This window comes from Streptomyces sp. NPDC127197, from assembly GCF_042672405.1.
Taxonomy (GTDB): domain Bacteria; phylum Actinomycetota; class Actinomycetes; order Streptomycetales; family Streptomycetaceae; genus Streptomyces; species Streptomyces flavusporus.
The window spans coordinates 1-25,541 of sequence record NZ_JBHXVG010000038.1 but is presented as its reverse complement, the minus strand read 5'-3'; the positions used below and the strand labels follow the sequence as shown (position 1 = coordinate 25,541).

At 72.5% G+C, this 25,541-nt stretch carries 19 protein-coding genes and 1 pseudogene; 6 read left to right on the top strand and 14 right to left on the bottom strand.

Annotation, left to right across the window (positions count from 1 at the left end; translation table 11 throughout):
• Positions 1–2 precede the first annotated feature (2 nt).
• Complete coding sequence (gene eccB / locus ACFVJQ_RS36885; RefSeq protein WP_385516736.1) at positions 3–1,529, bottom strand: type VII secretion protein EccB; 1,527 nt, start codon at positions 1,527–1,529, stop codon at positions 3–5.
• 204 nt (positions 1,530–1,733) lie between these two features.
• Between eccB and eccE the strand changes: the two genes are divergently transcribed.
• The 3 genes from eccE to ACFVJQ_RS36870 all read left to right on the top strand — a co-directional run bounded on the left by eccE (position 1,734) and on the right by ACFVJQ_RS36870 (position 7,547).
• Entirely contained in the window at positions 1,734–3,098 is a 1,365-nt protein-coding gene (eccE, locus tag ACFVJQ_RS36880; RefSeq protein WP_385790035.1) for a type VII secretion protein EccE, read from the top strand.
• Positions 3,098–3,871: a hypothetical protein gene (locus ACFVJQ_RS36875; protein ID WP_385516740.1), complete on the top strand. Its 774-nt coding sequence runs from the start codon at positions 3,098–3,100 to the stop codon at positions 3,869–3,871. Before eccE ends, ACFVJQ_RS36875 begins: the two co-directional genes overlap by 1 nt.
• Before the next feature lie 352 nt (positions 3,872–4,223).
• On the top strand, positions 4,224–7,547 hold the full coding sequence (locus tag ACFVJQ_RS36870; RefSeq protein WP_385790033.1) for an SCO5717 family growth-regulating ATPase: 3,324 nt from the start codon (positions 4,224–4,226) through the stop codon (positions 7,545–7,547).
• 91 nt (positions 7,548–7,638) lie between these two features.
• Here the strand turns inward: ACFVJQ_RS36870 and ACFVJQ_RS36865 are convergent, their stop codons facing one another.
• The 9 genes from ACFVJQ_RS36865 to rimP form a co-directional block, all read right to left on the bottom strand.
• A complete protein-coding gene (locus ACFVJQ_RS36865) occupies positions 7,639–8,586 on the bottom strand; it encodes a bifunctional riboflavin kinase/FAD synthetase (RefSeq protein ID WP_385516743.1) in 948 nt (315 codons plus the stop codon).
• A 130-nt stretch (positions 8,587–8,716) separates the two neighbouring features.
• Positions 8,717–12,343 carry a trypsin-like peptidase domain-containing protein gene (locus tag ACFVJQ_RS36860; protein ID WP_385790031.1) on the bottom strand — a complete coding sequence of 1,209 codons (3,627 nt, stop codon included), beginning with the start codon at positions 12,341–12,343 and terminating at the stop codon, positions 8,717–8,719.
• 243 nt (positions 12,344–12,586) lie between these two features.
• On the bottom strand, positions 12,587–13,492 hold the full coding sequence (gene truB, locus ACFVJQ_RS36855; protein ID WP_385790029.1) for a tRNA pseudouridine(55) synthase TruB: 906 nt from the start codon (positions 13,490–13,492) through the stop codon (positions 12,587–12,589).
• A complete protein-coding gene (gene rbfA / locus ACFVJQ_RS36850; RefSeq protein WP_385516749.1) occupies positions 13,489–13,935 on the bottom strand; it encodes a 30S ribosome-binding factor RbfA in 447 nt (148 codons plus the stop codon). Before rbfA ends, truB begins: the two co-directional genes overlap by 4 nt.
• A 38-nt stretch (positions 13,936–13,973) precedes the next feature.
• Positions 13,974–14,267, bottom strand: coding sequence for a DUF503 domain-containing protein (locus ACFVJQ_RS36845; protein WP_129801140.1), 294 nt, complete (start codon positions 14,265–14,267; stop codon positions 13,974–13,976).
• A gap of 219 nt (positions 14,268–14,486) precedes the next feature.
• Positions 14,487–17,561, bottom strand: a complete 3,075-nt coding sequence (gene infB / locus ACFVJQ_RS36840) for a translation initiation factor IF-2 (RefSeq protein ID WP_385790026.1) — start codon at positions 17,559–17,561, stop codon at positions 14,487–14,489.
• Positions 17,562–17,707: 146 nt separating this feature from the next.
• A complete protein-coding gene (locus tag ACFVJQ_RS36835; RefSeq protein WP_224735949.1) occupies positions 17,708–18,004 on the bottom strand; it encodes a YlxR family protein in 297 nt (98 codons plus the stop codon).
• Between the two features lie 102 nt (positions 18,005–18,106).
• Positions 18,107–19,093: a transcription termination factor NusA gene (gene nusA / locus ACFVJQ_RS36830; RefSeq protein WP_224735948.1), complete on the bottom strand. Its 987-nt coding sequence runs from the start codon at positions 19,091–19,093 to the stop codon at positions 18,107–18,109.
• 2 nt (positions 19,094–19,095) lie between these two features.
• A complete protein-coding gene (rimP, locus tag ACFVJQ_RS36825) occupies positions 19,096–19,605 on the bottom strand; it encodes a ribosome maturation factor RimP (protein WP_224735947.1) in 510 nt (169 codons plus the stop codon).
• Between the two features lie 194 nt (positions 19,606–19,799).
• Here rimP and ACFVJQ_RS36820 point away from each other — a divergent pair, with 194 nt between their 5' ends.
• The 3 genes from ACFVJQ_RS36820 to ACFVJQ_RS36810 are packed head-to-tail and all read left to right on the top strand — an operon-like array spanning position 19,800 to position 21,754.
• Complete coding sequence (locus ACFVJQ_RS36820; RefSeq protein ID WP_385516751.1) at positions 19,800–20,327, top strand: hypothetical protein; 528 nt, start codon at positions 19,800–19,802, stop codon at positions 20,325–20,327.
• Complete coding sequence (locus ACFVJQ_RS36815) at positions 20,324–20,827, top strand: ferritin-like domain-containing protein (RefSeq protein ID WP_385516753.1); 504 nt, start codon at positions 20,324–20,326, stop codon at positions 20,825–20,827. Before ACFVJQ_RS36820 ends, ACFVJQ_RS36815 begins: the two co-directional genes overlap by 4 nt.
• Positions 20,828–20,854: 27 nt before the next feature.
• Positions 20,855–21,754 (top strand): aminoglycoside phosphotransferase family protein, encoded by a 900-nt coding sequence (locus tag ACFVJQ_RS36810; RefSeq protein ID WP_385516755.1) that lies wholly within the window; start codon positions 20,855–20,857, stop codon positions 21,752–21,754.
• Positions 21,755–21,815: 61 nt separating this feature from the next.
• Here ACFVJQ_RS36810 and ACFVJQ_RS36805 read toward each other — a convergent pair whose 3' ends face one another.
• The 4 genes and pseudogenes from ACFVJQ_RS36805 to ACFVJQ_RS36790 form a co-directional block, all read right to left on the bottom strand.
• Entirely contained in the window at positions 21,816–23,519 is a 1,704-nt protein-coding gene (locus tag ACFVJQ_RS36805) for a proline--tRNA ligase (RefSeq protein WP_385516757.1), read from the bottom strand.
• 109 nt (positions 23,520–23,628) lie between these two features.
• Positions 23,629–24,198 (bottom strand): GNAT family N-acetyltransferase, encoded by a 570-nt coding sequence (locus ACFVJQ_RS36800; protein ID WP_385516759.1) that lies wholly within the window; start codon positions 24,196–24,198, stop codon positions 23,629–23,631.
• A 124-nt stretch (positions 24,199–24,322) separates the two neighbouring features.
• Positions 24,323–25,171 (bottom strand): GNAT family N-acetyltransferase, encoded by an 849-nt coding sequence (locus ACFVJQ_RS36795; protein WP_224739063.1) that lies wholly within the window; start codon positions 25,169–25,171, stop codon positions 24,323–24,325.
• Between the two features lie 237 nt (positions 25,172–25,408).
• Positions 25,409–25,541, bottom strand: a pseudogene (locus ACFVJQ_RS36790) (4-hydroxy-3-methylbut-2-en-1-yl diphosphate synthase); the annotation flags it as partial.

The window sequence follows — 25,541 nt, the reverse complement described above, 5'->3', positions numbered from 1 at the left end:
GGCTACGAACCCTGCGGCTGGCGTGCCGCAGCCTCCGACAGGCGCGGGCCGGTCGGCAGGAACGTCGACCACTCCGCGGGGACGGGCGTCGGGTTGACCTTCTCGTAGCCGAGCCGGGTCTGGGCGATCTTCGCTTCGGTCAGCTCTCGCTTGCGCTGCTCCGCGGAGGTGCCGATGCCCTGGTCGTCGGTGGCGCTGTCGCTGTTGGACTGCAGGGCGTAGCGCAGGCCGGTGTCGGTGACCAGGAAGACGCTGCCTGCCTTGGTCTCCGTGCCCTTGAACTGGCGGTAGAGCTGGCCGGAGCCGGGGGTGACGTACGCGCTGGAGGAGCCGGTGGGCAGTTGCGCGGGGAAGTCGGTGCCCACCCAGGTGGACAGGGTTGTCGCGCCGCTGTCGGCGTTCACCGAGCGCAGGACGTTGCAGACGGCGTTGCGGCTGGTGGTGGTGCCGGCGCCGGTGTTGACCGTCTTCGGCTTGTACGTCGGCCACTTCCTGTCGCCGAGAAACGTCGTGCTGTCGACGACGGCACCGGGGCTGACCTGTTGCGCCTCGCCCGCCTGGCCGACGGCGACGAGGGCGCCGCTGTTGAGCAGCAGCGTGGCCGTGAACTCGGAGATGCGGGCCACTTCGCCGGGCAGCACGACGTAGTACTGCATCCGCGTGCCGTCGTAGGCCTTGATGACCATGCCGACCTTGTCGTACTCCCCGAGAATCTCGGAGGCGCCCGCGGGCTCTCCCGGTGTGCCCTCGATCGACGGGATCTCGAGCTGGTCGCCCTTGTGCAGGGTGTCGAGCCATTCCTGGGAGACGCGCTGGGGGTCGCGGCCCTGGGTGTCGAGGGCCTTGAGGAGTTCCTTGTCGGTCGGGTCGGCGAGCTGGTACGCGGAGCCACGGGAGTCGACGACGTACTGCGTCTTGCCGTCCGGGGCGACGACGTACATCAGGTCGCCGCCGGAGAGCTTGTTGCGGCCCTCGGTCTTCGACCACTCCTTCTCGGCGAGGACGAACGCCGCCTTCTGGATGGCCCGGCCGCCGTCGCCGGGGCGCTCGCAGACCGCCCAGCGCTTGGCGGTCTCCGCCTCGCCGTCGGAGGGCAGCCGGTCGGGGGCGTACGGGATGCCGATCGTGGCGCCGTGCGGCGGCTTGCCGCTGTCGAGGACCTTCTCGTCGACGGTAATGATGCTGTTCTTGTTCGGGTCCAGGAGCAGCTTGGCGGACGCCATGTTGAGCACCGGGTGCAGCTGCTTCTCGCCGTCCGTCTTCAGCACGACGTAGCGGGTGGTCGAGTCGCTCGCGACGATGACGTGCTCGCCCGGCGAGTCCCAGCCCTTGGGTGCCGTGGGGCTGAACAGGCCGATGGCGCCGAACACCGCGAGGATCACAATGCCGACGACGACGCCGGGCCAGACCGCGCTCAGCGGCTTCGGTGCGCCCTCCTCCGAACCCGACGGCGAGGGTTGCAGGAACGACGCGAGTGTGCGGCGCTTCGCGAAGGTGTAGGCGTTGAGTTCATCGCGCCGTGATGCCATCTCTGTCCGCTCACTCCCCGTGCGGAGCCATGGGGACCCGTCATGATCCGTCCCCCGCCCATGGTTGCCTCTGGTGACTCAGTTGTCAGACCCGGCCCCTACTATGCCTGTTGCGTGGCCGTACCTGTGTCACGGGTAGGGTGCTCAAGGCTTTAAGTGGCCTGTGCTGCAGGGAATTCGGGAGAGTTCGGGGGGTTTGGAGTGATGGCTTCCGCACCGCGGGCCGGGTCGCGATCGCAATCGAGGGCGCGATCGGGTGGCGACGGCCGACCGGATTCCCACGGCCCCGCGCCCGCCGCACCTCGTACGACGGGTCCGGCCGCGACCCTCGGCGGTGCTGTCACGCCCCAGCTGAGGGGACGTTCGGGCCGCGGCGGTTCGTTCGCGGTGCAGCGGCTGGTCCTGCTGGAGTTGGCGGCGGCGCTTGTGGCGTGCGGCTGGGTCATCGGCACGTATGCGCTGGTGCCGGCGGCCGTCGTCGCCGTGATTCTCGTGGTGCTTGCGGTCGTACGACGCCGTGGGCGCTCCCTGCCCGAGTGGCTGGCCGGCGTGCAGGCCCTGCGGTCCCGCCGCCGGAGAGCCGAGAACACGCCGATACCGCCCGGCACCGACGCCGGGCTGGCGCCCGCTGTCGAGTGCGACCCGAGCCTGCGCACGTACAGCTACAGCCGCGGCGACGACCGCGACCAGCGGCCGGTGGGCATGGTGGGCGACGGGGGCTTCCTGACCGCGGTGCTCCAGGTGGAGGCGGACGCCGGTGCCCTGCGCGCCGAGCGCAGCCTCAGACCGCTGCCTGTGGCGCTGGTGCGGGACGTCCTGGACGTGGACGGGATACGTCTGGAGTCGGCGCAGATCGTGGTGCACACCCAGCCCGCGCCCGCACCGCATCTGCCCCAGCAGTCGGTCGTGGTGACCAACTACACACAGCTCCAGGCGGGGACCGCCTCCCCCGCGGTCCGCATCATGTGGATCGCGCTGAAGCTGGATCCCGAGTTGTGCCCGGAGGCCGTGGCCGCGCGCGGCGGTGGGCTCGTCGGGGCGCAGAAGTGCCTGGTGCGGTCGGCGGAGCATCTGTCGAGCCGGCTGACGGGTGCCGGGTTCCGGGTGAGCGTGCTCACGGAGGAGGAGGTGACCTCCGCCATCGCCACCTCGGCCTGCGCCAACCCGATGGTGACGGCCCAGGCCGGGCAGAGCGAGGCGCCCCGGCGGCGGACCGAGGAGTCCAGCCGCAGCTGGCGCTGCGACAACCGCCGGCACACCACCTACTGGGTGCGCCGCTGGCCCCCGCTCGGCGGCTCTTCCGGCGTCGGACTGCCGCAGTTGGTGGCGCAGTTGACGGCGGTGCCCGCGCTGGCGACGACGTTCAGTCTGACGCTGGCCCGCGGTGACCGGCAGGACGTCTCGGTCACCGGGCATGTGCGGATCACCGGCCGCAGCAGCAGCGAACTGGCCACGTCGCGGCGTGACCTCGAGCGGTGCGCACGGCAGATGCGGACGGGCCTTGCGCGTCTGGACCGGGAACAACTCCCCGGCGTTCTCGCCACTCTGCCGCTCGGAGGTGCCCGCTGATGGCCATGACGACATCCACCCGTACCTCCCCGGCGGGTGCCGACGGCGCGCAGGGCACCGGCTTCGCGGAGCGCCTGCGCACGGGCTTCGGCCTGCTGGGCCCCCGGCACTCGCGGCATGCACTGCCCGTGGAGCAGATCGACGCGCTGTCCCTGCCCATCGGGGACGACGGCGTCGTGGTGGGCGTCAACGCGGAGGGTCAGCCCGCCGTGCTCGGGGTGAACCGTCCCACGCCGTACGACATCGTGCTCATCGGCGGTCTGTGGACGGCGCAGGTGCTCGCGCTGCGGGCGGCGGCGACCGGAGCGCGGGTGGCCGTGGAGACCGGCAGGGCACAGCAATGGGCGCAGGTGGTCCAGGCGGTGGGCGGCGGCCAGTCCGGGATGACCGTGCACGACGTGGGGCGGGTCCCGCCGCAGGGCGCCTCTGCGGGCGGGCCCGTTCTCGTGATCCGTGACTGCGGCATGCGTCCGCCGCGCGGGCGCGTGGCATCGGCGCCCTGGCAGTCGGTGCTGACGCTCCTGCCGTATCTGAGCCCGGTCGCACCGCGGTTGCTCCGCCAGGCGCGTCTCGTCGGCGTGCAGCGAGTCTCACCTGACGAAGCGGCGGAGATAGGGCGTGTGACGGGACTGCCCCGCGCCGAGTACGAGTCCCTGCCGACGCTCGCCGACGGCGTGACGCTGTGGTGCACGGAACGGGACCGTCAGTACGTGATGACGCAGCCGACGGACGCCGAGATCGGATTGTTGGGTACGGCGCGGCGGATGGACTGAGGGACTGACGGTTCGACTCCTTGGCCGTCATGGGGTGGTTGAGGGGGTTTCGTGTCCAATCGTGAGCGGCCTGGCGCCGTTATTTCCCGGTTCATTTGCTGGTGTGGTGGCGCGTACGGTTGTAGCTGACAGGTTGTGTCTGTCGCGGGCGGGCGATGAGGGTGGACGGGCCTGCCGGGGTTCGCCCTGTGGTGATTAGGCTGGGACCGGGCGCGACGCCAGAACCCGTGGAGCGGGCGTCGGCGTCTGCAGGGGGAGAGCCGGTGGATCGGACGACCTCGAACACGTACGGACGACAAGAACTGGTCGCCCCAGCACGGCATGAGGGTGCTCGACCACACCAGGAGGAACTGTGAGCAGCGATCGGGACGGGATCCGCGGGGGCTGGGCGACGCCCGGCGATGACCAGCCCGACGCGGAGTCCGCCGTCGAGACGACGGGCGAGTTCACCATCGACTATGCGCCGCCTGCCTGGTACACGCAGAACGCGTCGGGGGGTTCGTCGTCGGCATCGTCCTCGTCGTCGCCTTCCGCGGGTTCTCCGTCGCCCTCCTCTTCGGCTCCTTCGGCGCCTTCAGCGCCGGAATACCTGCCCGGGTTGACTCCGCCGGTGCACTCGGCTCCGGGGGCTCCTTTCACACCGCCTCCGCCCGCGGCTGCGCCTGCGCCCGCTCCTGGAGCGCCCTTCACGCCCCCTCCGCCGGCGCCTGCACCCGGGGCTCCCTTCACGCCTCCGGCGCCGGCTCCCGGGGCGCCGTACACGCCGCCCGCGCCGCCAACCGGTGGGCAGGCCGGCGTGCCCGGGCTTCCGGTGGGGAGTGGGTTCGAGCCGCAGCGGCCCGAGGCGGAGACCGGGGACGGCGCTTCTGCTGATCCCACCCCTCCTGCGGCCGTGCCGAGCATTCCGGTCGGTGGGTTTGCGTCGCCGGCGGACTCGGAGACTGCGGAGGCCGCGGAGGCTTCGGACGAGGCCGACTCCGGGAACGGTGACTTGGAGAGCGGTGCCACCATGCGGTTCTCCTCGGCCGCCCTGAAGCGGGAGATCCAGGAGCGGGCTGCTGCCGCGGCAGAGGCAGAGGCCGCTGCCGACGCATCGCAGGACGCGGAAGGCGAGGACGAGGCGGACTCCCCGGCCGACGCCGAGGACGAGGCCTCCGAAGAGGTCACGGACGCGAGCGACGCGGCTGACGAGGACGGCGCTGCCGCTGTCGCGGGCGACGTCGACGACGTGACCTCCGTGGACGTCGGCGTCGAGGGCGCGGAACCTGGCGGGGCGGAACCGGAGGATGCCGAGGCGGAGGTCGTCGGACAGGCGGCAACCGCGGACGGCGAGACGGAGGACGCCGAGCGGTCCGACGCCGAGTTCGCCGACGACGGGGCCTCCGACGACGCGGCTGCCGAACCGTCCGATGCCGTGCCGGCCGACACTGCGCCGTCGGATGCGGTGCCCTCGGACGCGACGCCTCACGACGACGCACCCCAGGACAGCACCCCCGAGGACGCCGTACCGGCCCCGTCCGACGCGCCGCAGGACACGCCGTCGGCCTGGACGCCCCCGCCGGCGCCGCAGGGCGGGCTGCCGCCGTTGCCGCCGTCGTACCAGCCCGCGGCCCCGGCACCCGCCGCCCAGTGGCCCGCGCAGCCCCAGCCGCAGCAGGCGGAACCAGCCGCACCCGCGCAGCCGCAGCCGCCCGTGCCGCCCCAGCAGCCGACCTTCCAGCCGCAGCCGCCGCAGCCCGCGCCGGCCGCCTGGACTCCGCCGCCGGCACCGTCGCCCACCCCCGGCTTCCCGCCGGTCGGCACCCCGGCTCCAGCCGCCCAGCAGCCGGGCTCCGCGCCCACGCCCAACCCGCAACAGGGCTACGGCTTCCCGCCCCCCGGCGTGCCCAACGCCCAGGGCGGCTACGGCTTCCCGCAGCCCGGCTCCCCAGCCCCCACCGCCGTCAACCCCCAGCCGGAACAAGCACCTTCCGCCCCTCAGGCCCCGGCCACCACACCGGGCGGCTATGGCTTCCCCCGGCCCGGCACCCCGGCCTCCGCCGCCCCGAATGCCCAACCGCACCAAGCGCCTTCCGCTCCCCAGGCACCAACCCCGCCCAACACCCCCGGCGGCTACGGCTTCCCCCAGCCCGGCGCCATCCCCAACCCCCCTCCCGCCCCCAACTCCCCCGCTCAGCCTGGCGGTTACGGCTTCCCGCAGCAGCAGCCCGGGCAGCAGGGGCACCCCGGCGTGCCCGCACAGCCGGCGCAGCCGCAGCCCGACATCCAGAACCCGGCCGGCGCCCCTCAAGGAGCCCCGCAGGGCTTCGCCCCGCAAATTCCACAGCAGCCCCAGCCTCCGCAGCAGCCCCAAGCCCCGCACCAGCCGCCCGTAGACCCCCGAGCCGGCACTGCATGGCCGCAGCCCGTGCAGCATGACCAGCGGCAGCCCACCAATCCCGGTGCCGCGCCGCTCGGTTACACCGCGGCCGTGGAGCTGTCCTCCGACCGGCTGCTCAACAACAAGCGGCAGAAGCCGAAGAGCGGCCGGCCGACCGCGGGCTCGCGGTTCAAGCTCGGCGGCAAGAAGGAAGAAGCCGAGCGGCTGCAGAAGCTCCAGCTGATCCGGACGCCGGTGCTGTCCTGCTACCGCATCGCCGTCATCAGCCTCAAGGGCGGCGTCGGCAAGACCACGACGACCACCGCGCTGGGCTCCACCCTCGCCAGTGAGCGGCAGGACAAGATCCTCGCGATCGACGCCAACCCGGACGCCGGTACGCTCGGCCGCCGTGTACGCCGCGAGACCGGGGCCACCATCCGTGACCTCGTCCAGGCGATCCCGTACCTCAACTCGTACATGGACATCCGGCGGTTCACCTCGCAGGCCGCCTCGGGCCTGGAGATCATCGCCAACGACGTCGACCCGGCCGTGTCCACGACCTTCAACGACGAGGACTACCGGCGCGCGATCGACGTCCTGGGCAAGCAGTACCCGATCATCCTCACCGACTCGGGCACCGGTCTGCTCTACAGCGCCATGCGCGGTGTGCTCGACCTCGCCGACCAGCTCATCATCATCTCGACGCCGTCCGTGGACGGTGCGAGCAGCGCCAGTACGACGCTGGACTGGCTGTCCGCGCACGGGTACGCGGACCTCGTCTCCCGGTCCATCACCGTCATCTCGGGTGTGCGCGAAACCGGCAAGATGATCAAGGTCGAGGACATCGTGACGCACTTCGAGACCCGGTGCCGGGGCGTGGTCGTCGTTCCCTTCGACGAGCACCTGGCCGCCGGTGCCGAGGTCGACCTCGACATGATGCGGCCCAAGGTACGGGAGGCGTACTTCAACCTCGCGGCCATGGTCGCCGAGGACTTCGTCCGCCACCAGCAGATGCACGGTCTGTGGACGAGCGACGGCAACCCGCCACCGGTGGCCGCGCCGCCGCTCCCGGGCCAGCCCATGCCGGGCCAGCCGTACCAGCAGCAGCCCGGCCAGCCCTACCCGCAGCCCGGCCACCCAGGACAACCGGCGCACCCGGCTCAGCCCCCCGCCCAGCCCGGCCAGCCCGCCCAGCCCGGCCAGCCCGGCCAGCCGCAGCCCTACCCACAGCCGGGCCAGCAGCAGCCCGGCCAGCCCTACCCGCAGCCCGGCCACCCCCAGCAGCCGCAGCCCGGTCAGCAGCCGCCCCAGCAGTAACCGCAGCCGCCACACACGAAGGGCGGCCGGTGTCCCGCAGGCACCGGCCGCCCTTCGGCGTCGTACGCGACTACTGGCGTCGCACGCCCGACTACTGCGCCGCCGCGACCAGCTCCCGGCACTTCTTCACGTCGTCGGCCATCTGCTCGAGCAGGGCCTCCAGGGTGTCGAACTTCGCCTGCCCGCGTACAAAGGCCAGGAAGTCGACGGCGACATGGAGCCCGTACAGGTCCAGCCCCACCCGGTCGATGGCGTACGCCTCGACCGTGCGCGCGGTGCCGTCGAACTGGGGATTGGTGCCCACGGAGATCGCGGCCGGCATGGCCTCGCCCTCCACGTGCAGCCAGCCCGCGTAGACCCCGTCGGCCGGGATGGCGGTGTGCGGCAGCGTCTCGACGTTCGCCGTCGGGAAGCCCAGCTCGCGGCCCCGCTGGGCGCCGCGCACGACCACGCCCTCGACCCGGTGCGGACGCCCGAGGATCTCGGCGGCGCCCTCGACGTCGCCCTCGGCGACCAGGCGTCGGGTCAGCGTCGAGGAGAAGGGTTCCCCGCCGCCCGCCTCGCCGGTCACGTACAGATCCACGACCTCGACCTCGAAGTCGTAGACCTTGCCCTGCTCGGCGAGGAAGTCCACGTTGCCCGCGGCCTTGTGGCCGAAGCGGAAGTTGGGGCCCTCGACGACCGCCTTGGCGTGCAGCTTGTCGACCAGGACCTTGACGACGAAGTCGGCGGGCGACAGCTTCGAGAACTCCGTCGTGAAGGGGAGGATGAGGACCGCGTCCACGCCCAGCTCCGCCATCAGTTCGGCGCGGCGGTGGTGCGGGGCGAGCAGCGGGGGGTGGCTGCCGGGGCGGACGACCTCGCTGGGGTGCGGGTCGAAGGTGACGACGACGGTGGGAACGCCCAGCTCGCGGGCGCGTTCCACGGCATGCCGGATGATCAGCTGGTGTCCGCGGTGGACACCGTCGTAGGAGCCGATGGTGACGACGCTGCGTCCCCAGTCCTCGGGGATGTCCTCCAAGCCACGCCAGCGCTGCACTGTGACCGCTCCTCGAACCCGTGTCGGTACTTGCCGTCTACCTCTTACGCAGGTCTAAGGGTGCCATGCCGCGGGGGTCCGGCCCGCATCGGCATGGGGGCTGTGACCTGACGCACGTGCCGGTCCCCGGTCATGCGGGGACCCGGACGCCGGCCAGGTTCTCGATCATCCGGCGGGTGCTGGGGCCGACCACCACGGCCCAGTCCTGCGGGGCGTCGGCCAGCCAGCCCGCGGCCCGTGCGGCGAAGCCCGGCACCTCGCGGCCGAGGTCGACGAGGGCGCGGTCGAAGCGGGTGGCTCCGTCCGGGGTGCGGACCAGGAGCAGGCCGGTGTGGTGGACGAGGTCGCCGAGGTCGTCGGCGTCGTGCCGGGCGGCGGCGCGCAGCAGGGACTCCAGGACCGCGGGCGTGCACTCGTGGGCGAGAAGGAAGGCGCGCAGTTCGCGGCGCAGGGGGCCGGGGCCGGCGAGCACGGCGGCGAGCGCGGTCCGCACCGGCTCCGGTCCGCCGTCCAGTACGCCGGTGACCAGCGGGAACAGTACGGTCCGGGCGAGGGGCCCCTGGTCGAGGCGCCGGTCGACGTACGCGGCGACGGCCGCGGCACGGTCGGGGCGCCGCGCCACGGCCTCCCGTACGAGATCGGCGACCCGGCGGGCCAGCGCCGGTGTCGTGACATCGGCGAGCGCGAGCAGTGCCGCCCCGGCGTCCGGCCGGTGCAGCCGGGTGCGGAAGGCGTCGAGGACGGCCTCCGGGTGGGTGGGCAGGGCCGCGGCCAGCGCGCTGGGCGGCAGCTGGGGATCGCCCGCCGCGAAGTGTTCGAGCGCCCGCGGGAGGTGGCGGGCGCGGGCGAGCGGATCCCGTACGAGGATGCCGAGTGCGCCCCCGTGCAGCGTGCCGTCGGCGGGGCGGGCGAGCAGCGTGAGGGCGGCGTAGCGCAGGAGCTGCCGGTCGGCCTCGGTGCGCGCGTGCGGGGCGGCGCGCAGTCCGTACGCCACCGCCGCCACCCGCCGCGCGGGCCGCTCGTCGTGCGCCCACCGGTCGACCGCCCGGCATACGGCGGACGGCTCCTCCTCGGCGAGTACGGCGAGCAGTTCGTCGCCGCGCGGGTGCGCGCTGTCCACGAGCACCTCGGTGAGGTCGTCCAGCGCCCGGTGCCGGTGCGTGTGCAGCAGCGCCTGTGCGGCCGTGGCAACGGTGGCGTGCGGGGTCGCGGGCAACGGCCGCTCGTCGTCGAACCAGCGGGCGAGATGCGGTTGTACGGCGGTGGGGTCGGCGGCGAGGAGGTGTGCGGCGGCGTCGAGGTACCGGGCGCCACCGGTGGTGGTGTCGGCGCGGACGAGCCGGCGCAGCAGGTCGAGACGCTCGGCCTCGGACAGCGGCAGGTCCGTCCAGAAGGCGGGCCCGAACTCCCCGGGGACGGGCCGCTGTTGCCGCCGCCAGTCGGCGATGCCGTCGGCGAGCAGCCGCAGGACACCGACGTACGGCGTGGCGTCCGGCACCCTGCGCAGGACCTCGGCGAGCAGGCGGGCGGCCCACCAGGAGCGCGGGTCGGCGTCCAGGGCGTGCACCAGCTCTTCCAGGCGGCGGGCGAGTTGGCGGGTGCCCTGCTGGCGGGCGACGAGGAGGAGGGCCTGGACGACGGGGCCGATGCGGTGGTGCGGAACGGGGAGGGGGTGCGGGGTGTGCGGGGTGAGGGGGCGGTGGACCAGGGCGCGCAGGGCCTCGTCGAGGTCGAGGTGTGTGCCCTGGAGCCAGTCGGCGAGCTCCTCGTGCGCGAAGCGGTAGCCGGTGCCGGCGGGGACGAGGAGGCCTTCGGTGAGGACGGCGGACGCCCAGCCGGTTCCGCCGCCGAGCCGAGCGGGTGCGGGTCCCCACGGGAAGAGGGCCTCGAACGACTCCCGGTCCAGTTCGCCCTGTCCGGGGCCGAGGCTGCGCCGGGCGGCCTCGTGGACCTGCCCGGCCACCCTCGCCGCGAGGCGCCGTACGGCGGTGCCGCGCAGGCCGTTCTCGGCGGCGAGCCGGACCGCGACACGCAGGCACATCAGGTCGAGGTGGGCGGAGAGGACGTCGTGCCGGTCCACGGGAGTGGCGACGGGGGCATCCGGGAGGGCGGCGCGGACCTCGGAGAGGAGGCGGAGGGTGAGGGGGTGGCGGGCATCGGGGCCGGTGAGAGCGTCCTCGGGCAGGCCGTAGCGGGCGCGGGCCTCGCGGGCCTCGGCCTCGTCCAGGTCGCCGAGGTGGACGTAGGGCGGAAGGTTGCCGGGGCCTTCGTCGTACTGCCCGCCCGCATGAAGGAACTCCCGCGGGAACTCCGCCCCCGCCCGCTCCCAGTACTCCGCCCGGCACGCGACCACCAGCCGCGCCCCCGTCTCCCGCAGCCACCTCGCCGTCCCGTCCGTCCACTCGGGCAGCCGGTGAGCCAGAACCGGCGGCATCTCCTCGGGACCGTCGAGCAGCAACAACAGGGGCCGGCCCGCGGCACGGGCCAGGGCGGCGACCCGTTCGGGCCGGATGTCGCCCAGGCCAGCGGGGTCGGGGGCGTCAGGATCGCCGCACGAGCCCCCGGAATCGGCGTCACCGCCATCCACCGCGAAGCCGTCGGGATCGGCATGCCGCAGGTCGGTCGGCAGGCCGGCGCCGGACGCCGCCACGATGCGGGCCGCCCGGGTCAGCGCCCGGCGGGCCGCGTCCGCCACCGAGGCGTCGTCGTCCCTCAGGTCGGAGCCGCGCAGCCACAGCGTGGGCGCCGGTTCCGCGCCCCGGCTGCGGCGGTCGGCAAGGGCCGCGAGTTCCGTCGTACGACCGCTGCCCGGCGGCCCGACGAGCCCGAGGACGATGGCCGGGCCCGCGGTGAACGCGTCGAACTCCCGCACCGCCGCGGCCCGTTCGACTGGCTGGACCGCGCCGAAGGCGGCCCCGGCGCCCGCCCAGCCGCGGTCGCTCGCAAACGCCCCACCGTCCACGCCGAGCTGGCTCGCAACCGCCCCGGCACCCACCCCGCCAAGGCAGCCCACAACCGCCCCGCCCGCCCCGTCCTGCCCCACCGACGTGCCCGTCAGCTCCAGTACTCCGGCAAGGTTGAGGTCGGCCCCGTACGCCGGCACCGTCGCGGCGTTGCGGGCGAGCAGGTCGGCGAGTGGGCCGCTCTCGGTGCGGCGCAGCGGAACGGCGAAGCCGGTGTCGCGGTGACCGGCCTGCAGGGCGGTGCCGAGGACCGCGACCACGGCGCCGGTCGTGACGTCGACGACCGGCCCCCCTGCCGCGCCACCGCCCAGCCGCAGCGCGTCCCGGCCGGCCGTGCCGATCGCCAACTCCAGTACGTCGTCGAGGAGATGGAAGCGGTCCGTGGCCGTGTACGTCACACTGGTCGCGCCCAGCACACGGGCCTCGCGCCAGCCGCCGGCGGCGATCCGCACATACGTGCCGCTCTCGATGTGGTCCCGCACGGTGACGGGGAGCGGGTTCGCGCCGAGGCCCTCGGTCTGTACGAGAGCCAGGTCGAGCTCGGGCAGCGGGGTCACGGCATCGGCGGTGACGACACAGCTGCGGCCCCTGGCGTCGTGGAGAACGAGGCGGGTCAGCCCGTCGACGGTTTCGTGGCTGGTGAGGACCGTGCCGTCGTGGTCGGCGACGACACCCGTGCCGCGCGGGCGTCCGGCCAGGTCGTGGATGCGTACAAGGGCGTCGTGGTGTGGCGCGCGCCCGGCGTTCTCACGCGAGCCGCCCTGCGGTGCGGTCCGCCGGCCCCGTACCGCCATGGTCGAACCTCCCCGTCGTACACGTGCCCTGCATTCGACGGTAGGGGCGGGATGATCAGACGGACAGATCGCGGACCCAACGCGCCCCCTTGCACTCCCCCGCTTCACTCCGAGCGCCTGCCCGGACGGGTGAACGGGAAGGGGTCGTTGGATACACCCTAGGGATGGGGGAACCGAGGGGGACCGTGGAGCGGCGGGAGTGCACGACCCCGTGACCGCCGCTCCACGGGCAGCCCCGAGCCGTCAGCCGAAGACGGCGAGGCTCTTCGCCTTGCCCCGCTGCTCCTCCACGAGCGCGAGGAAGCGGCCCTCGGGGTCGAAGACGGCCACCGGGCCACGGTCCGCGTACACGTCGGGCATGTCGAGCCGGACACCGTTGGTGAGCAGCCGGGCCCGTCTGGCGTCCACGTCCCAGCGCGGGAACGCGGCCGTGGCGGCCTCGGCGATCGGCATGACGGTCAGCTCCTCCTGGAGCTGGTCGAGGGTACGGGCCGAGTCGAGCTTGTACGGTCCGACGCGCGTCCGGCGCAGCGCGGTGAGGTGGCCGCCGACGCCGAGGTCGGCGCCCAGGTCGCGGGCGAGGGCGCGGATGTAGGTGCCGGAGGAGCAGACCACCGACACGACCAGGTCGAGCACGGGCGTGCCGTCCTCGGCCACGGCGTCCCGGACGTCGTACACGCTGAACGACGACACCGTCACGCGGCGGGCCGGGATGTCGAAGTCCTCGCCCTCCCGCGCCCGCTTGTAGGAGCGCACACCGTTGATCTTGATGGCGCTGACCTTGGACGGTACCTGCATGATGTCGCCGGTCAGCTTGGCGATCCCGGCGTCGATGGCCTCCCGGGTGACCTTCGAGGCGTCGACCGACCCCGTGATCTCGCCCTCGGCATCGTCCGTCACGGTCGTCTGGCCCAGGCGGATCGTGCCCAGGTACTCCTTCTCGGTCAGCGCGAGGTGCCCGAGGAGCTTGGTCGCCTTCTCGACGCCGAGGACGAGGACGCCGGTCGCCATCGGGTCGAGGGTGCCGGCGTGGCCGACGCGGCGCGTCCTGGCGATGCCGCGCATCTTGGCGACCACGTCGTGCGAAGTGAAGCCCGACGGCTTGTCGACGATGACGAGGCCGTCGGGCGTGGTGTGCTTCTGGGTCATTCGGTGGTGTCGTCCTCGTCGTCACCCGGCTTCTTGTACGGGTCGGCGTCTCCGGCGTATGCGGCGCCGGTGGCCGCCTCGCGCACCTTCTCGTCGGAGGCGCGCGCCTTGTCGAGGAGGTCCTCGATGGTCCGGGCGGTGTCCGGGAGGGCGTCGGCGACGAAGGTCAGGGTCGGCGTGAACTTCACACCGGCCGCCCTGCCGACCTCGGAGCGCAGGATGCCCTTGGCGCTCTCCAGACCGGCGGCCGCGGCCGCCCGCTCCGCTTCGTCCCCGTACACGGTGTAGAAGACGGTCGCCTCCCGCAGATCGCCCGTCACCCGGGTGTCCGTGATGGTGACGTGCGAGCCGAGCCGCGGGTCCTTGATCCCGCGCTGCAGCTTCTGGGCCACCACCTCTCGGATGAGGTCCGCCAGCCTCTTAGCCCGCGCGTTGTCGGCCACTGGTCCGTCTCCCGTTCTTTCCTGTCTACGTTCTTCGGTCAGTCGTCGTCGCCGTGGAAGCGGCGTCTCACGGACAGCAGCTCCACCTCGGGGCGGCCGGCGACCAGCCGCTCGCACCGGTCCAGTACGTCCGTCAGGTGCCCCGCGTCGCCGGACACCATCGCGAGACCGATGAGGGCCCTGCGATGAAGGTCCATGTGATCCACCTCGGCCGCGCTCACGGCGTACTTCCGCTGGAGTTCCGCGACGATCGGACGGACGACGGAGCGCTTCTCCTTCAGCGACCGTACGTCGCCGAGAAGCAGGTCGAAGGACAGCGTCCCCACATACATGTATGTAACCGGTTCACCCGCCGGTACGGGATCGATGGCCCCCGCTGTTCAGTCGGCAGGGACATCAAGAAAGGTACAACGAACGGGCGGACGGCTCGACGGGATTCTTTTCGCCCGCCTCCTGGCCGACCGGCCGAGGTCTGGGGTGGAGCCCCCAGTACACGGCGCGCTGGCCGGCAGGACCGAAGTCCCGCCGGCCAGCACAAACCGTCGGCGCAATTACGCCCGCGGCTTCTCCCGCATCTCGTACGTCGCGATGACGTCGTCCACCTTGATGTCGTTGAAGTTGCCGAGGTTGATACCGCCCTCGAACCCTTCGCGGATCTCGGTGACGTCGTCCTTGAAGCGACGCAGGCCCTCGATGGTGAGGTTCTCCGCGACCACCTTGCCGTCGCGGATGAGGCGCGCCTTGGTGTTGCGCCTGACCTCGCCGGAGCGGATGAGCACACCGGCGATGTTGCCCAGCTTGGACGACTTGAAGACCTCGCGGATCTCCGCCGTACCGAGCTCGACCTCCTCGAACTCCGGCTTGAGCATGCCCTTGAGGGCCGCCTCGATCTCCTCGATCGCCTGGTAGATGACCGAGTAGTAGCGGACGTCCACACCCTCGCGCTCGGCCATCTGCGCCGCGCGGCCGGCCGCACGGACGTTGAAGCCGATCACGATGGCGTCGGAGCCCATCGCCAGGTCGATGTCGGACTCCGTGACCGCACCGACGCCGCGGTGCAGGACGCGGATGTCGACCTCTTCGCCGACGTCCAGCTGGAGCAGGGAGGACTCCAGGGCCTCGACGGAACCAGAAGCGTCACCCTTGATGATCAGGTTCAGCTGCTGGACCTCGCCGGCCTTGAGCACCTTGTCCAGGTCCTCCAGCGAGACGCGACGCGTGCGCTTGGCGAAGGCCGCGTTGCGCTCGCGGGCGGCACGCTTCTCGGCGATCTGGCGGGCCGTACGGTCCTCCTCGACGACGAGGAAGTTGTCGCCCGCGCCCGGGACGTTGGTCAGGCCCAGGACCTGGACCGGCGTCGACGGGCCCGCCTCGGCGACGTTGTTGCCGTTGTCGTCGAGCATGGCGCGCACGCGACCGTAGGCGTCGCCCACGACCATCGTGTCACCGACCCGCAGCGTGCCTCGCTGGACGAGGACCGTCGCCACGGCACCACGGCCGCGGTCGAGACGGGACTCGATCGAGATGCCCTGCGCGTCCTGGTTCGGGTTGGCCCGCAGGTCGAGCGAGGCGTCGGCCGTGAGGATCACGGCCTCCAGCAGGGAGTCGATGTGCAGACCCTGCTTGGCGGAGATGTCGACGAACATCGTGTCGCCGCCGTACTCCTCGGCCACCAGGCCGTACTCGGTGAGCTGACCGCGCACCTTGGTCGGGTCGGCGCCCTCGACGTCGATCTTGTTGACCGCGACGACGATCGGGACGTCGGCCGCCTTGGCGTGGTTGAGCGCCTCGACCGTCTGCGGCATGACGCCGTCGTTGGCCGCGACGACCAGGATCGCGATGTCGGTCGACTTCGCACCACGGGCACGCATGGCGGTGAACGCCTCGTGACCCGGGGTGTCGATGAAGGTGATCTTGCGCTCTTCGTCGTTGACCTCGGTCGCGACCTGGTAGGCACCGATGTGCTGGGTGATGCCGCCGGCCTCGCCCGCGATGACGTTCGTCTTGCGGATGGCGTCGAGCAGTCGGGTCTTACCGTGGTCGACGTGACCCATGACGGTGACGACCGGCGGGCGGACCACCAGGTCCTCGTCGTCGCCCTCGTCCTCGCCGAACTCGATGTCGAAGGACTCGAGCAGCTCGCGGTCCTCCTCCTCGGGGCTGACGATCTGAACCGTGTAGTTCATCTCGCTGGCGAGGAGTTCCAGCGTCTCGTCGGAGACGGACTGGGTCGCGGTGACCATCTCGCCGAGGTTCATCATGACCGCGACGAGCGACGCCGGGTTGGCGTTGATCTTCTCCGCGAAGTCGGTGAGCGACGCACCGCGCGACAGGCGAATGGTCTCGCCGTTGCCGCGAGGCAGCATCACACCGCCGACCGACGGGGCCTGCATGGCCTCGTACTCCTGGCGCCTCTGCCGCTTCGACTTACGGCCACGACGCGCGGGACCGCCGGGACGACCGAAGGCACCCTGCGTGCCACCACGGCCACCGGGACCACCGGGACGACCACCGAAGCCGGGACGGCCACCGCCGCCACCGGGACCACCCGGACGACCGGCGAAACCGCCGCCACCGCCACCCGGACCGCCGGGACGGCCGGCGAAGCCGCCACCGCCACCACCGGGACGACCGGCGAAACCGCCGCCACCCGGGCGACCGCCGCCGCCACCGGGACGACCGCCGCCACCGGGACCACGGCCACCGGGGCCACCGCCACCGGGACGCGGGCCGGCAGCAGGACGCTGCGGCATCATGCCGGGGTTCGGACGCGGACCGGCGGGGCCACCGCCGGGACGCGGGCCGCCGCCCTGCGGACGCGGCATCGAGCCCGGGCTCGGACGGGCACCGCCCGGAGCCTGCGGACGCGGACCGCCGCCCTGGGCACCGGGGCCCTGCGGACGGGGACCGCCGCCGGGAGCACCGGCACCGCCGGGACGCTGTCCCTGCGGACGGGGCGCCTGCGGACGCGCCATACCGGTGGAGCCACCGGAGGTGAAGGGGTTGTTGCCCGGACGCGGACCGGCCGGACGGGCACCGGGACGCGGTGCGCCGGCGCCGGGACGCGGAGCCTGACCGCCGGGACGCTGGCCGCCCTGTCGGTCCTGGCCGCCGGGACGGCCGCCGGGCTTGGGGGCACCGGGACGCGCGCCGGGCTTGGGGCCGGACGCGGCGGCCGGGGTCGGGGCCGCCGGCGGAGCGGTGAACTCCGGGGCAGCCGGAGCCGGACGCGGCGCGGGCTTCGGTCCCGGGGTGGGACGCGGGCCGGGGGCCGGCGCGGACGCCGCAGGGGCTGCGGGGGCCGCGGGTGCCGTCGGCTGCGGTGCCGTCGGCTGCGGTGCCGTCGGGGGCTTGGGTGCGGCCGGCCGCGGGGCAGCCGGACGTGCCGCCTGCGCCGGAGAGGGCGCGGCGGGCTTGGGGGCGGCCTTCCTGGGGGCGGGTTTCGCGGCGGACTTGCCGTTGCCACCACCCTGCTGGAAGGCGTCAGTCAGTTTGCGTACTACGGGCGCCTCGATCGTCGAAGACGCCGATCGGACGAATTCACCGAGTTCCTGGAGCTTGGCCATGACGACCTTGCTCTCGACGCCGAACTCCTTGGCGAGTTCGTATACCCGGACCTTAGCCACTTCGCTCCTTTTAGGTCCGGGTTGCGGCCGGACCGTCGCTACTTCATGGGCGTACTCATCGCGTACTCATCGAGTGCTCATCGCAATCTCGACCTGCTTTCGACTCGCGAGGTACCAGGGCCGCACGGGGTTCCGCGCGACGCTTCTTACGGTGTTGCCTGCTCAGCAACTGTTGTCTGCTCGACGTACCGGCGCAACGCCTTTGTGTCGAGCGCACCCGGGGCGCGCAGCGCCCGCGTGAACGCCCGGCGGCGCACCGCCTGGTCGATACAGACCAGGGCGGGGTGCACATACGCACCCCGGCCGGGCAGCGTACCGCGAGGATCAGGGACACATGCGTCCTTGATCGCCACGATGCGCAGCAGATCTGTCTTGGCCGCTCGCTCCCGGCACCCCACACAGGTGCGTTCAGGGCATACGCGGGCAGGCGTCCGGCCAGACACGCTTAAGTCTACCTCCCCGTACCGACCTCACCCCTTTGGGGCAGAGATCGAACAGTTGCCGCGCACAGATCTGTCGTGTTCCTAGCGCCCTGCGGCCTGGATCTATTCCCCGGGCTGCTCGGTGTCCGGACGGATGTCGATCCGCCAGCCGGTGAGGCGGGCCGCAAGCCGGGCATTCTGCCCTTCCTTGCCGATCGCCAGCGACAGCTGGTAGTCCGGCACCGTCACGCGGGCGGAGCGGGCCGCCATGTCCACGACCTCGACCTTGGACACCCGCGCGGGGGACAGCGCGTTCGCCACCATTTCCGCCGGATCATCCGACCAGTCGACGATGTCGATCTTCTCGCCGTTCAGCTCGCCCATCACGTTGCGCACCCGGCCGCCCATGGGGCCGATGCAGGCGCCCTTGGCGTTCAGACCCGACCGGGTGGAGCGGACGGCGATCTTGGTGCGGTGACCGGCCTCACGTGCGATGGCCGCGATCTCGACCGACCCGTCGGCGATCTCCGGCACCTCCAGGGCGAACAGCTTCTTCACCAGATTGGGATGCGTCCGGGACAGGGTCACCGAGGGACCGCGCACGCCCTTCGCCACCCGTACGACGTACGAGCGGAGCCGCATGCCGTGCGGGTACGTCTCGCCCGGCACCTGCTCCTGCACCGGCAGGATCGCCTCCAGCTTGCCGATGTCGACGAGCACGTTCTTGGGGTCGCGCCCCTGCTGCACCACGCCGGTGACGATGTCGCCCTCGCGGCCGGCGTACTCACCGAGCGTGGCGTCGTCCTCGGCGTCGCGCAGCCGCTGCAGGATGACCTGCTTGGCGGTGGTCGCGGCGATCCGGCCGAAACCGGACGGGGTGTCGTCGAACTCGCGGGGCTCCTGGCCCTCCTCGAGGTCCTCGGGATCCTCCTTCGCCCACACGGTCACATGTCCGGTCTCCCGGTTGAGCTCCACGCGCGCGTGTCGGCGGCTTCCCTCGGTGCGGTGGTAGGCGATGAGGAGGGCCGCCTCGATCGCTTCGACGAGCAGGTCGAAGGAGATCTCCTTCTCCCGAACCAAGCCCCGCAGGGCACTCATGTCGATGTCCACGGCTACGCCTCCTCCTCTTCCTTCATGTCCTTCTTGTCCTTGCGGCTGAACTCGACCTGGACGCGCGCCTTGGCGATGTCCTCGAAGGGCAGCCTGCGCGCGGTGGGCTTGCGCCCCTTGATCCCGGGTACCTCGAGGTCGACGCCCTCGTCGTCGACGGTGAGGATTCTGGCCACCAGTTCTTCGCCCTCGGCCAGCTGGAATCTGACCAGCCGGCCGGTGGCGCGCACATAGTGCCGGTGCTGCGTGAGGAGGCGTTCCGCGCCCGGGGTTCCGACCTCGAGGGTGTACTCGCCCTCACCCATCGCGTCCGTCTCGTCGAGCTTCGCCGAGAGCACACGGCTCACATCGGCGATCCGGTCCAAGTCCGCTCCGGTGTCGGAGTCGACGACGACGCGCAGCACCCGCTTGCGTCCGACGGAGTCCACTGCGATCTCTTCGAGATCGAGGCCCTGGGAGGTGACGAGCGGTTCCAGCAGTTCTCGCAGCCTCTCGCTCTGGGTGGTGCTCATCCGGGTGACTCCTCGGCCGCGTGTGCTGTTGTGGGTTGGTCGCGTGTCTGGTCAAAGGGTATCCGGTCGCAGGGAGTGTTGCCGTCCACCTGTGTCCGAGCGGTGCCGATGAGTGGTCGGACACGTGTGCGCGGGTACGGTGATCACGGGCATGCCGCCCAGTCCTTTCGTACGAGCCTTCGAGGACGTCAGCCGTGCCGTTTCCCCTGTCTCCGCGCACCCCTTCGGGACCGCGCAGAAGGACCCTGCTCGCCTCGGCCGCGGGCGTCGCGTTCCTCACGGGCTGCTCCGGCGGGCCCGAGGACTCCGGCGCCACCGGCGGCAGTCCGTCCGTCACCGACCGGGCACGCGCGCGTGCGGCCCGGGACAGCAGCGGACTCGTGGACGAGTACGACGCGGTGATGGCCGTACATCCCGCGCTGGCCGAGCGGTTGCGGCCGTTGCGGGACGAGACCGCGCGGCATGCCGAGGCGTTCGGGGACACGATGGCGAAGGCGTCGCCCACGGTTTCCGCGCCGTCCTCGGCACCGTCCCCGGCGCCGTCCTCGGTGCCGAGCAGCGAGAAAGATGCGCTCGCGCGGCTCGCGGGCGCCGAGCGGTCGCTCGCGGACCGGCGGGCCGAAGCGCTGCTCGACCTGCCGGGCGAGCTGGCACGGCTGCTGGCCTCGGTGGCGGCGGCCGGGGCGGCGCACGCGTACCTGCTGACGGAGGGTGAGAGATGAGCGAGGCGGAGGACGGGGAGCTGCGGGCACTCCAGGCGGCGCTGGCCGCCGAGCACGCCGCCGTGTACGGGTACGGCGTGGTCGGCGGGAGGATCGAAGAAGGTCGGCGTACGGAGGCGCGGGCGGCGTACGACGCCCATCGCGCGCGGCGTGACGCTCTGGTGCGCGAGGTGCGGGACCTGGGCGGTGAGCCGGTCGCCGCGGCCGGCGGATACGCGTTGCCGTTCCCGGTGACGGACTCGACGACGGCCGTACGACTCGCCGCCGAGCTGGAGGAACGTGTGGCCGGCGTGTACTCCGACCTGGTGCGGGCGGCCGGGGGCGGGCTGCGGCGCACGGCCGCGGCAGCGCTGCGGGAGGCGGCGGTGCGGGCGGTGCGCTGGCGCGGCGGGAGCGTAGCCTTCCCTGGTCTCGCCGAGCGGGCGGCCACGGGCCCGGGGCCGGAAACCGCCACTCCCCCGGCCTCGGCACCGCCTTCGGCTTCGGCGCCGACGGCGTGACCCGTACAGAAAGGAATCGACTCGCGTATGGCTTTCGAACCGCCGCGGCGTCTGGTCAGGGCGCTCGGTGAGACGGCACCGGACGGTGACGCCTGGTTGGAGAAGCTGCCGGAGGTCGCCCAACGGGCCGTTGCTCTACGCGAGTTGACCGTGGAACGCGTGCAGGTGCCGGGCGGGCGGAGCAGCCTGGTGCTGCTGGTGCGGCGGGCGGACGGGACGCCCGCGGTGCTGAAGCTGGCGCCGCCCCGGGCCCGGCCGGAGAGCGAGGGGGCCGCGCTTGCGCACTGGGGCGGCCTGGGCGCCGTACAGCTGCTCGAACCGGTTGCCGACGACGGCGCGCTGCTGCTGGAGCGGCTGCATCCGGATGTGTCGGTGCGGTCGCTGCCGGAGGCGAAGGCGCTGCTGGAGGCGGCGGGCACGCTGCGGCGGCTGTGGGTGGCGCCGCCGGGAGAGCACACCTTCGAGACCGTGGCCGAGCGGACCGGGCGGCAGGCCGAGGCGATGCGGGCGAGTGTCGCAGCCGACCCGGAGGCGGCGCCGCTGGTCGATGCGGCGCTCGCGGCCCGTGCGGAGCTGCTGAGCGCACCGCCCGAACACCGGCTGCTGCACGGCACCTTCCGGCAGAGCAAGGTGCTCGCCGGTGACCGCATGCCGTGGCTTGCAGTGGGGCCGGACCCGGTGGTCGGGGAGTGCGCGTTCGATCTGGCCCGCCTCGTCCGCGACCGGGTGGAGGACCTGATCGCCTCGCCCTCGGGCGCCGCGACGACCCGCCGGCGTGTCAAGCGCCTCGCCGAGTCCCTGGACGTCGACCAGGAGCGGCTGCGCGGCTGGACGCTGTTCCGGGCCGTGGAGTCGGGGGTGCGGGCCCGCCGGGTGGGGCGGACTCAGGACGGGGAACTGTTGCTGGAGTTCGCGGGCTGGTTGTGAGGCCCGCCGGGCGCTTCCGGGGACGAGCAGCTTCTGCCGTCCGTCCCCGGAGGCCGCGAGGTCATGCCGTGAGGCGGGCGATCGCCTCGTCGACCGGGAGTTCCTCGCGCTCGCCGGTCCTGCGGTCCTTCAGCTCGAGCACGCCCTCGGCGGAGCGGCGGCCGGCGACCAGGATCTGCGGGACGCCGATCAGCTCGGAGTCGGTGAACTTCACGCCCGGGGAGACGCCGGCCCGGTCGTCGACCAGCACGCGAACGCCGGCCGCGGCGAGCTTCTCGGCGACCTCGAGGGCGAGTTCGGTCTGCAGGGCCTTGCCGGCGGCGACGACGTGCACGTCGGCCGGGGCGACCTCCTTGGGCCAGCACAGGCCCTTGTCGTCGGCGGTCTGCTCGGCGAGGGCGGCCACCGCGCGGGAGACGCCGATACCGTAGGAGCCCATGGTCACGCGGACCGGCTTGCCGTTCTGGCCGAGGACGTCGAGCTTGAGGGCGTCGGTGTACTTGCGGCCCAGCTGGAAGATGTGGCCGATCTCGATGGCGCGGTCCAGCTTGAGGCCGGTGCCGCACTTCGGGCAGGGGTCGCCCTCCTGGACCACGACCACGTCCACGTACTCGTCGACCTCGAAGTCACGGCCCGCGACGACGTTCTTCGCGTGCGTGTGCTCCTTGTTGGCGCCCGTGATCCACGAGGTGCCGGGGGCCACCCGCGGGTCGGCGAGGTACTTGACCTTCTCTCCCAGGCCCTGCGGGCCGACGTAACCGCGGACCAGGTCCGGGCGGCCCGCGAAGTCCGCCTCGGTGACCATCTCGACGACCGCCGGGGCGAAGTGTGCCTCGACCTTGCCCATGTCGACCTCGCGGTCGCCGGGGACGCCGACGGCGACGATCTCGCCGTCCACCTTGACGAGGAGGTTCTTCAGGGTGGCGGAGGCCGGGACGCCGAGCGAGGCGGCGAGGGTCTCGATGGTGGGGGTGTCCGGGGTCGGGATCTCCTCGGCGGCCGGGACGTCGGAGGCGTCCACCGGCTTGAGCTCGTACGAGATCGCCTCGGTGTTGGCTGCGAAGTCGCAGTGGGGGCAGTCCGCGAAGGTGTCCTCGCCGGCACCGGCCGGGGCGAGGAACTCCTCCGACTTCGAGCCGCCCATCGCGCCCGCGGTCGCGGCGCAGATGCGGTAGTCGAGGCCGAGGCGCTCGAAGACCTTCTGGTAGGCCTGGCGGTGCAGGGCGTACGACTGGGCGAGGCCCTCGTCGGCGAGGTCGAAGGAGTAGGAGTCCTTCATCAGGAACTCGCGGCCGCGCAGGATGCCCGCGCGGGGCCGGGCCTCGTCGCGGAACTTGGTCTGGATCTGGTAGAGGATCACCGGCAGGTCCTTGTAGGAGGACGCCTGGTCCTTCACGAGGAGGGTGAAGATCTCCTCGTGGGTGGGGCCGAGGAGGTAGTCGCCGCCCTTGCGGTCCTGCAGCCGGAACAGCTCGGGGCCGTACTCGTCCCAGCGGCCGGTCGCCTCGTACGGCTCCCTCGGCAGCAGGGCGGGGAGCAGCACCTCCTGGGCGCCGATCGCGTCCATCTCCTCACGGACGATCCGCTCCACGTTGGCGAGGACCTTCTTGCCGAGCGGCAGCCAGGTCCACACCCCGGCGGCGGTACGGCGGACGTAGCCGGCGCGGACGAGCAGCTTGTGGCTGAGGACCTCGGCGTCCGCCGGGTCGTCGCGCAGCGTCTTCGCCATCAACTGGGACATGCGCTGGACCGGTGCGTTCGCCATCGTTCTCGTACTCCTGCCGGATGGGGGTCCCCCCGCTCGAGCGAAGCCGAGAGTGGGGGAGGGTGATGGCAAGGAGGTTAGCCGGGCGGTGCGGGACGGTGGAAATCGGTTAACCGCGGCGGCGGAGCGGGAGGGGGGCGCCCATCACGGCGTACGGCTTGGGGGCGCTGGGGAAGAGGACCTGGCGGGCGAGGTCCACGTAGCCGAGGGAGTGGTACAGGCCGCGGGCCGGGCTGTCGGTGTCGATGGCGGAGAGGATGGAGCGGGGCTCGTCGGCGGTGTCGGTGATCGCGGTGATCAGGGCACGGCCGATACCGCGGTTCTGGTAGCGCGGGTGCACATGCAGCTCGGTGATCACGAAGGAGTTGTCGAGCCAGTCGTCGAGGCCCTGGGCGCGGAGGTAGGGCTCGACGATGGTGGACCACCAGTGGGTGCGGTCGTTGGGCATGCCGTACACAAAACCCACGAGGCGTCCGTCAGGGGTGGTGGCGCCGAGGGCGCGGGCGCCCGGGTAGGTCATGTGCCGCAGCACGATCTGTCGGCGTACGGCGATTTCGTCGGCGCCGAGGCCGAACGCTACCGCTTGGACGGCGAGGGCCTCGTCAACCCTGGACGGGAGGTCGAGGGGGCCGATCACGATGTCTTCATGGTGGTGGGGGTCGTGACCGGGGAAGCGCATGGGGGGAGCGTACAGGGGTTACTGTCGTCGTCCCGGTGCAGGTGGGTGGGGCCGGTCGCGCCCACGCGGCGGAGCCGCATATCGACACAGCCCCGCGCCCCTGGGGGCGTCACCTCGGCGTTCCTCAGAACAGGACGCTCATGAAGGCGCCGACCTCCTGGAAGCCCACTCTCCGGTACGTCCTTCTCGCCGCCGTGTTGTAGTCGTTGACGTACAGGCTGACCACCGGGGCGACGTCGGTGAGGGCGTAGCGCAGGACCGCTGCCATGCCGGGAGCCGCAAGGCCCCTCCCCCGGTACTCGGGGGCCACCCACACGCCCTGGATCTGGCAGGCGCGGTCGGTCGCTGCGCCGATCTCGGCCTTGAAGACGACCTTGCCGTGCTCGTCGAGGCGGGCGAAGGAGCGGCCGGAGCCGACGAGTTCGGCGACGCGGGCCTGGTAGAGGAGGCCGCCGTCACCGGTCAGCGGGGAGACGCCGACCTCCTCCGTGAACATCGCCACGCAGGCCGGCATGATCGTCTCCATCTCGTCCTTGCGGACGCGGCGGACGTAGGGGTCCGGGGCGATGTCGGCGGGCATGCGGTCGGTGACCATGAGCGGCTGGTGTGCGCGGACCTCGCGGGCCGGGCCCCACTGCGGTTCGAGGAGACGCCACAGCTGGGCGGTGGGTTCGGCGGGGCCCACGATGGAGGAGCAGCGGCGGCCCGCCCTTCTCGCCCGGTCGGCGAAGGCGCGGACCGCGCGGGGCGTGGCACAGATGGGGACGAGGTTGGCGCCCGCGTAGCACAGGGACGTCAGCATGCCGTCCTCGTACCAGCCCCACATCTCGCCGCCGAGCCGCCAGGGGTCCAGTCCGGCGACCTGGACCCGGGACGTCACGAAGGCGTTCGCGACGGGCTCACGGTCGAGGACGGCGAGCGCGGCGTCCAGGTCGCTCGGTTCGAGGACCCGGGAGGTCGTCTGGGTCAGCACGGGCGGGGCCTCAGGGTCGGATCTGCTGGTCCCCGCACTGTACCTGCGGAAGCTTTGCCGCGCCGCCCTGTGTTGGTTGCCGCTCGCTTGAAGGTGACCGTCGGCTGCCGGGCGCCTGAGAACTCGGGAGGACTTGTGGTCTGGCGAGTGCGGGTTGTGTGTGGCTGGTCGCGCCCACGCGGCGGAGCCGCATATCGACACAGCCTCGCGCCCCTGGGGACGCTGCCCTGAGCTCCGTCAGCCCGCCACCGACACCGACGGCTCGCCCGACGTCACCCCGTCCGCCTCCATCTGCTCGGCCAGCTTCATGGCCTCCTCGATGAGCGTCTCGACGATCTTGGACTCGGGGACGGTCTTGATGACCTCGCCC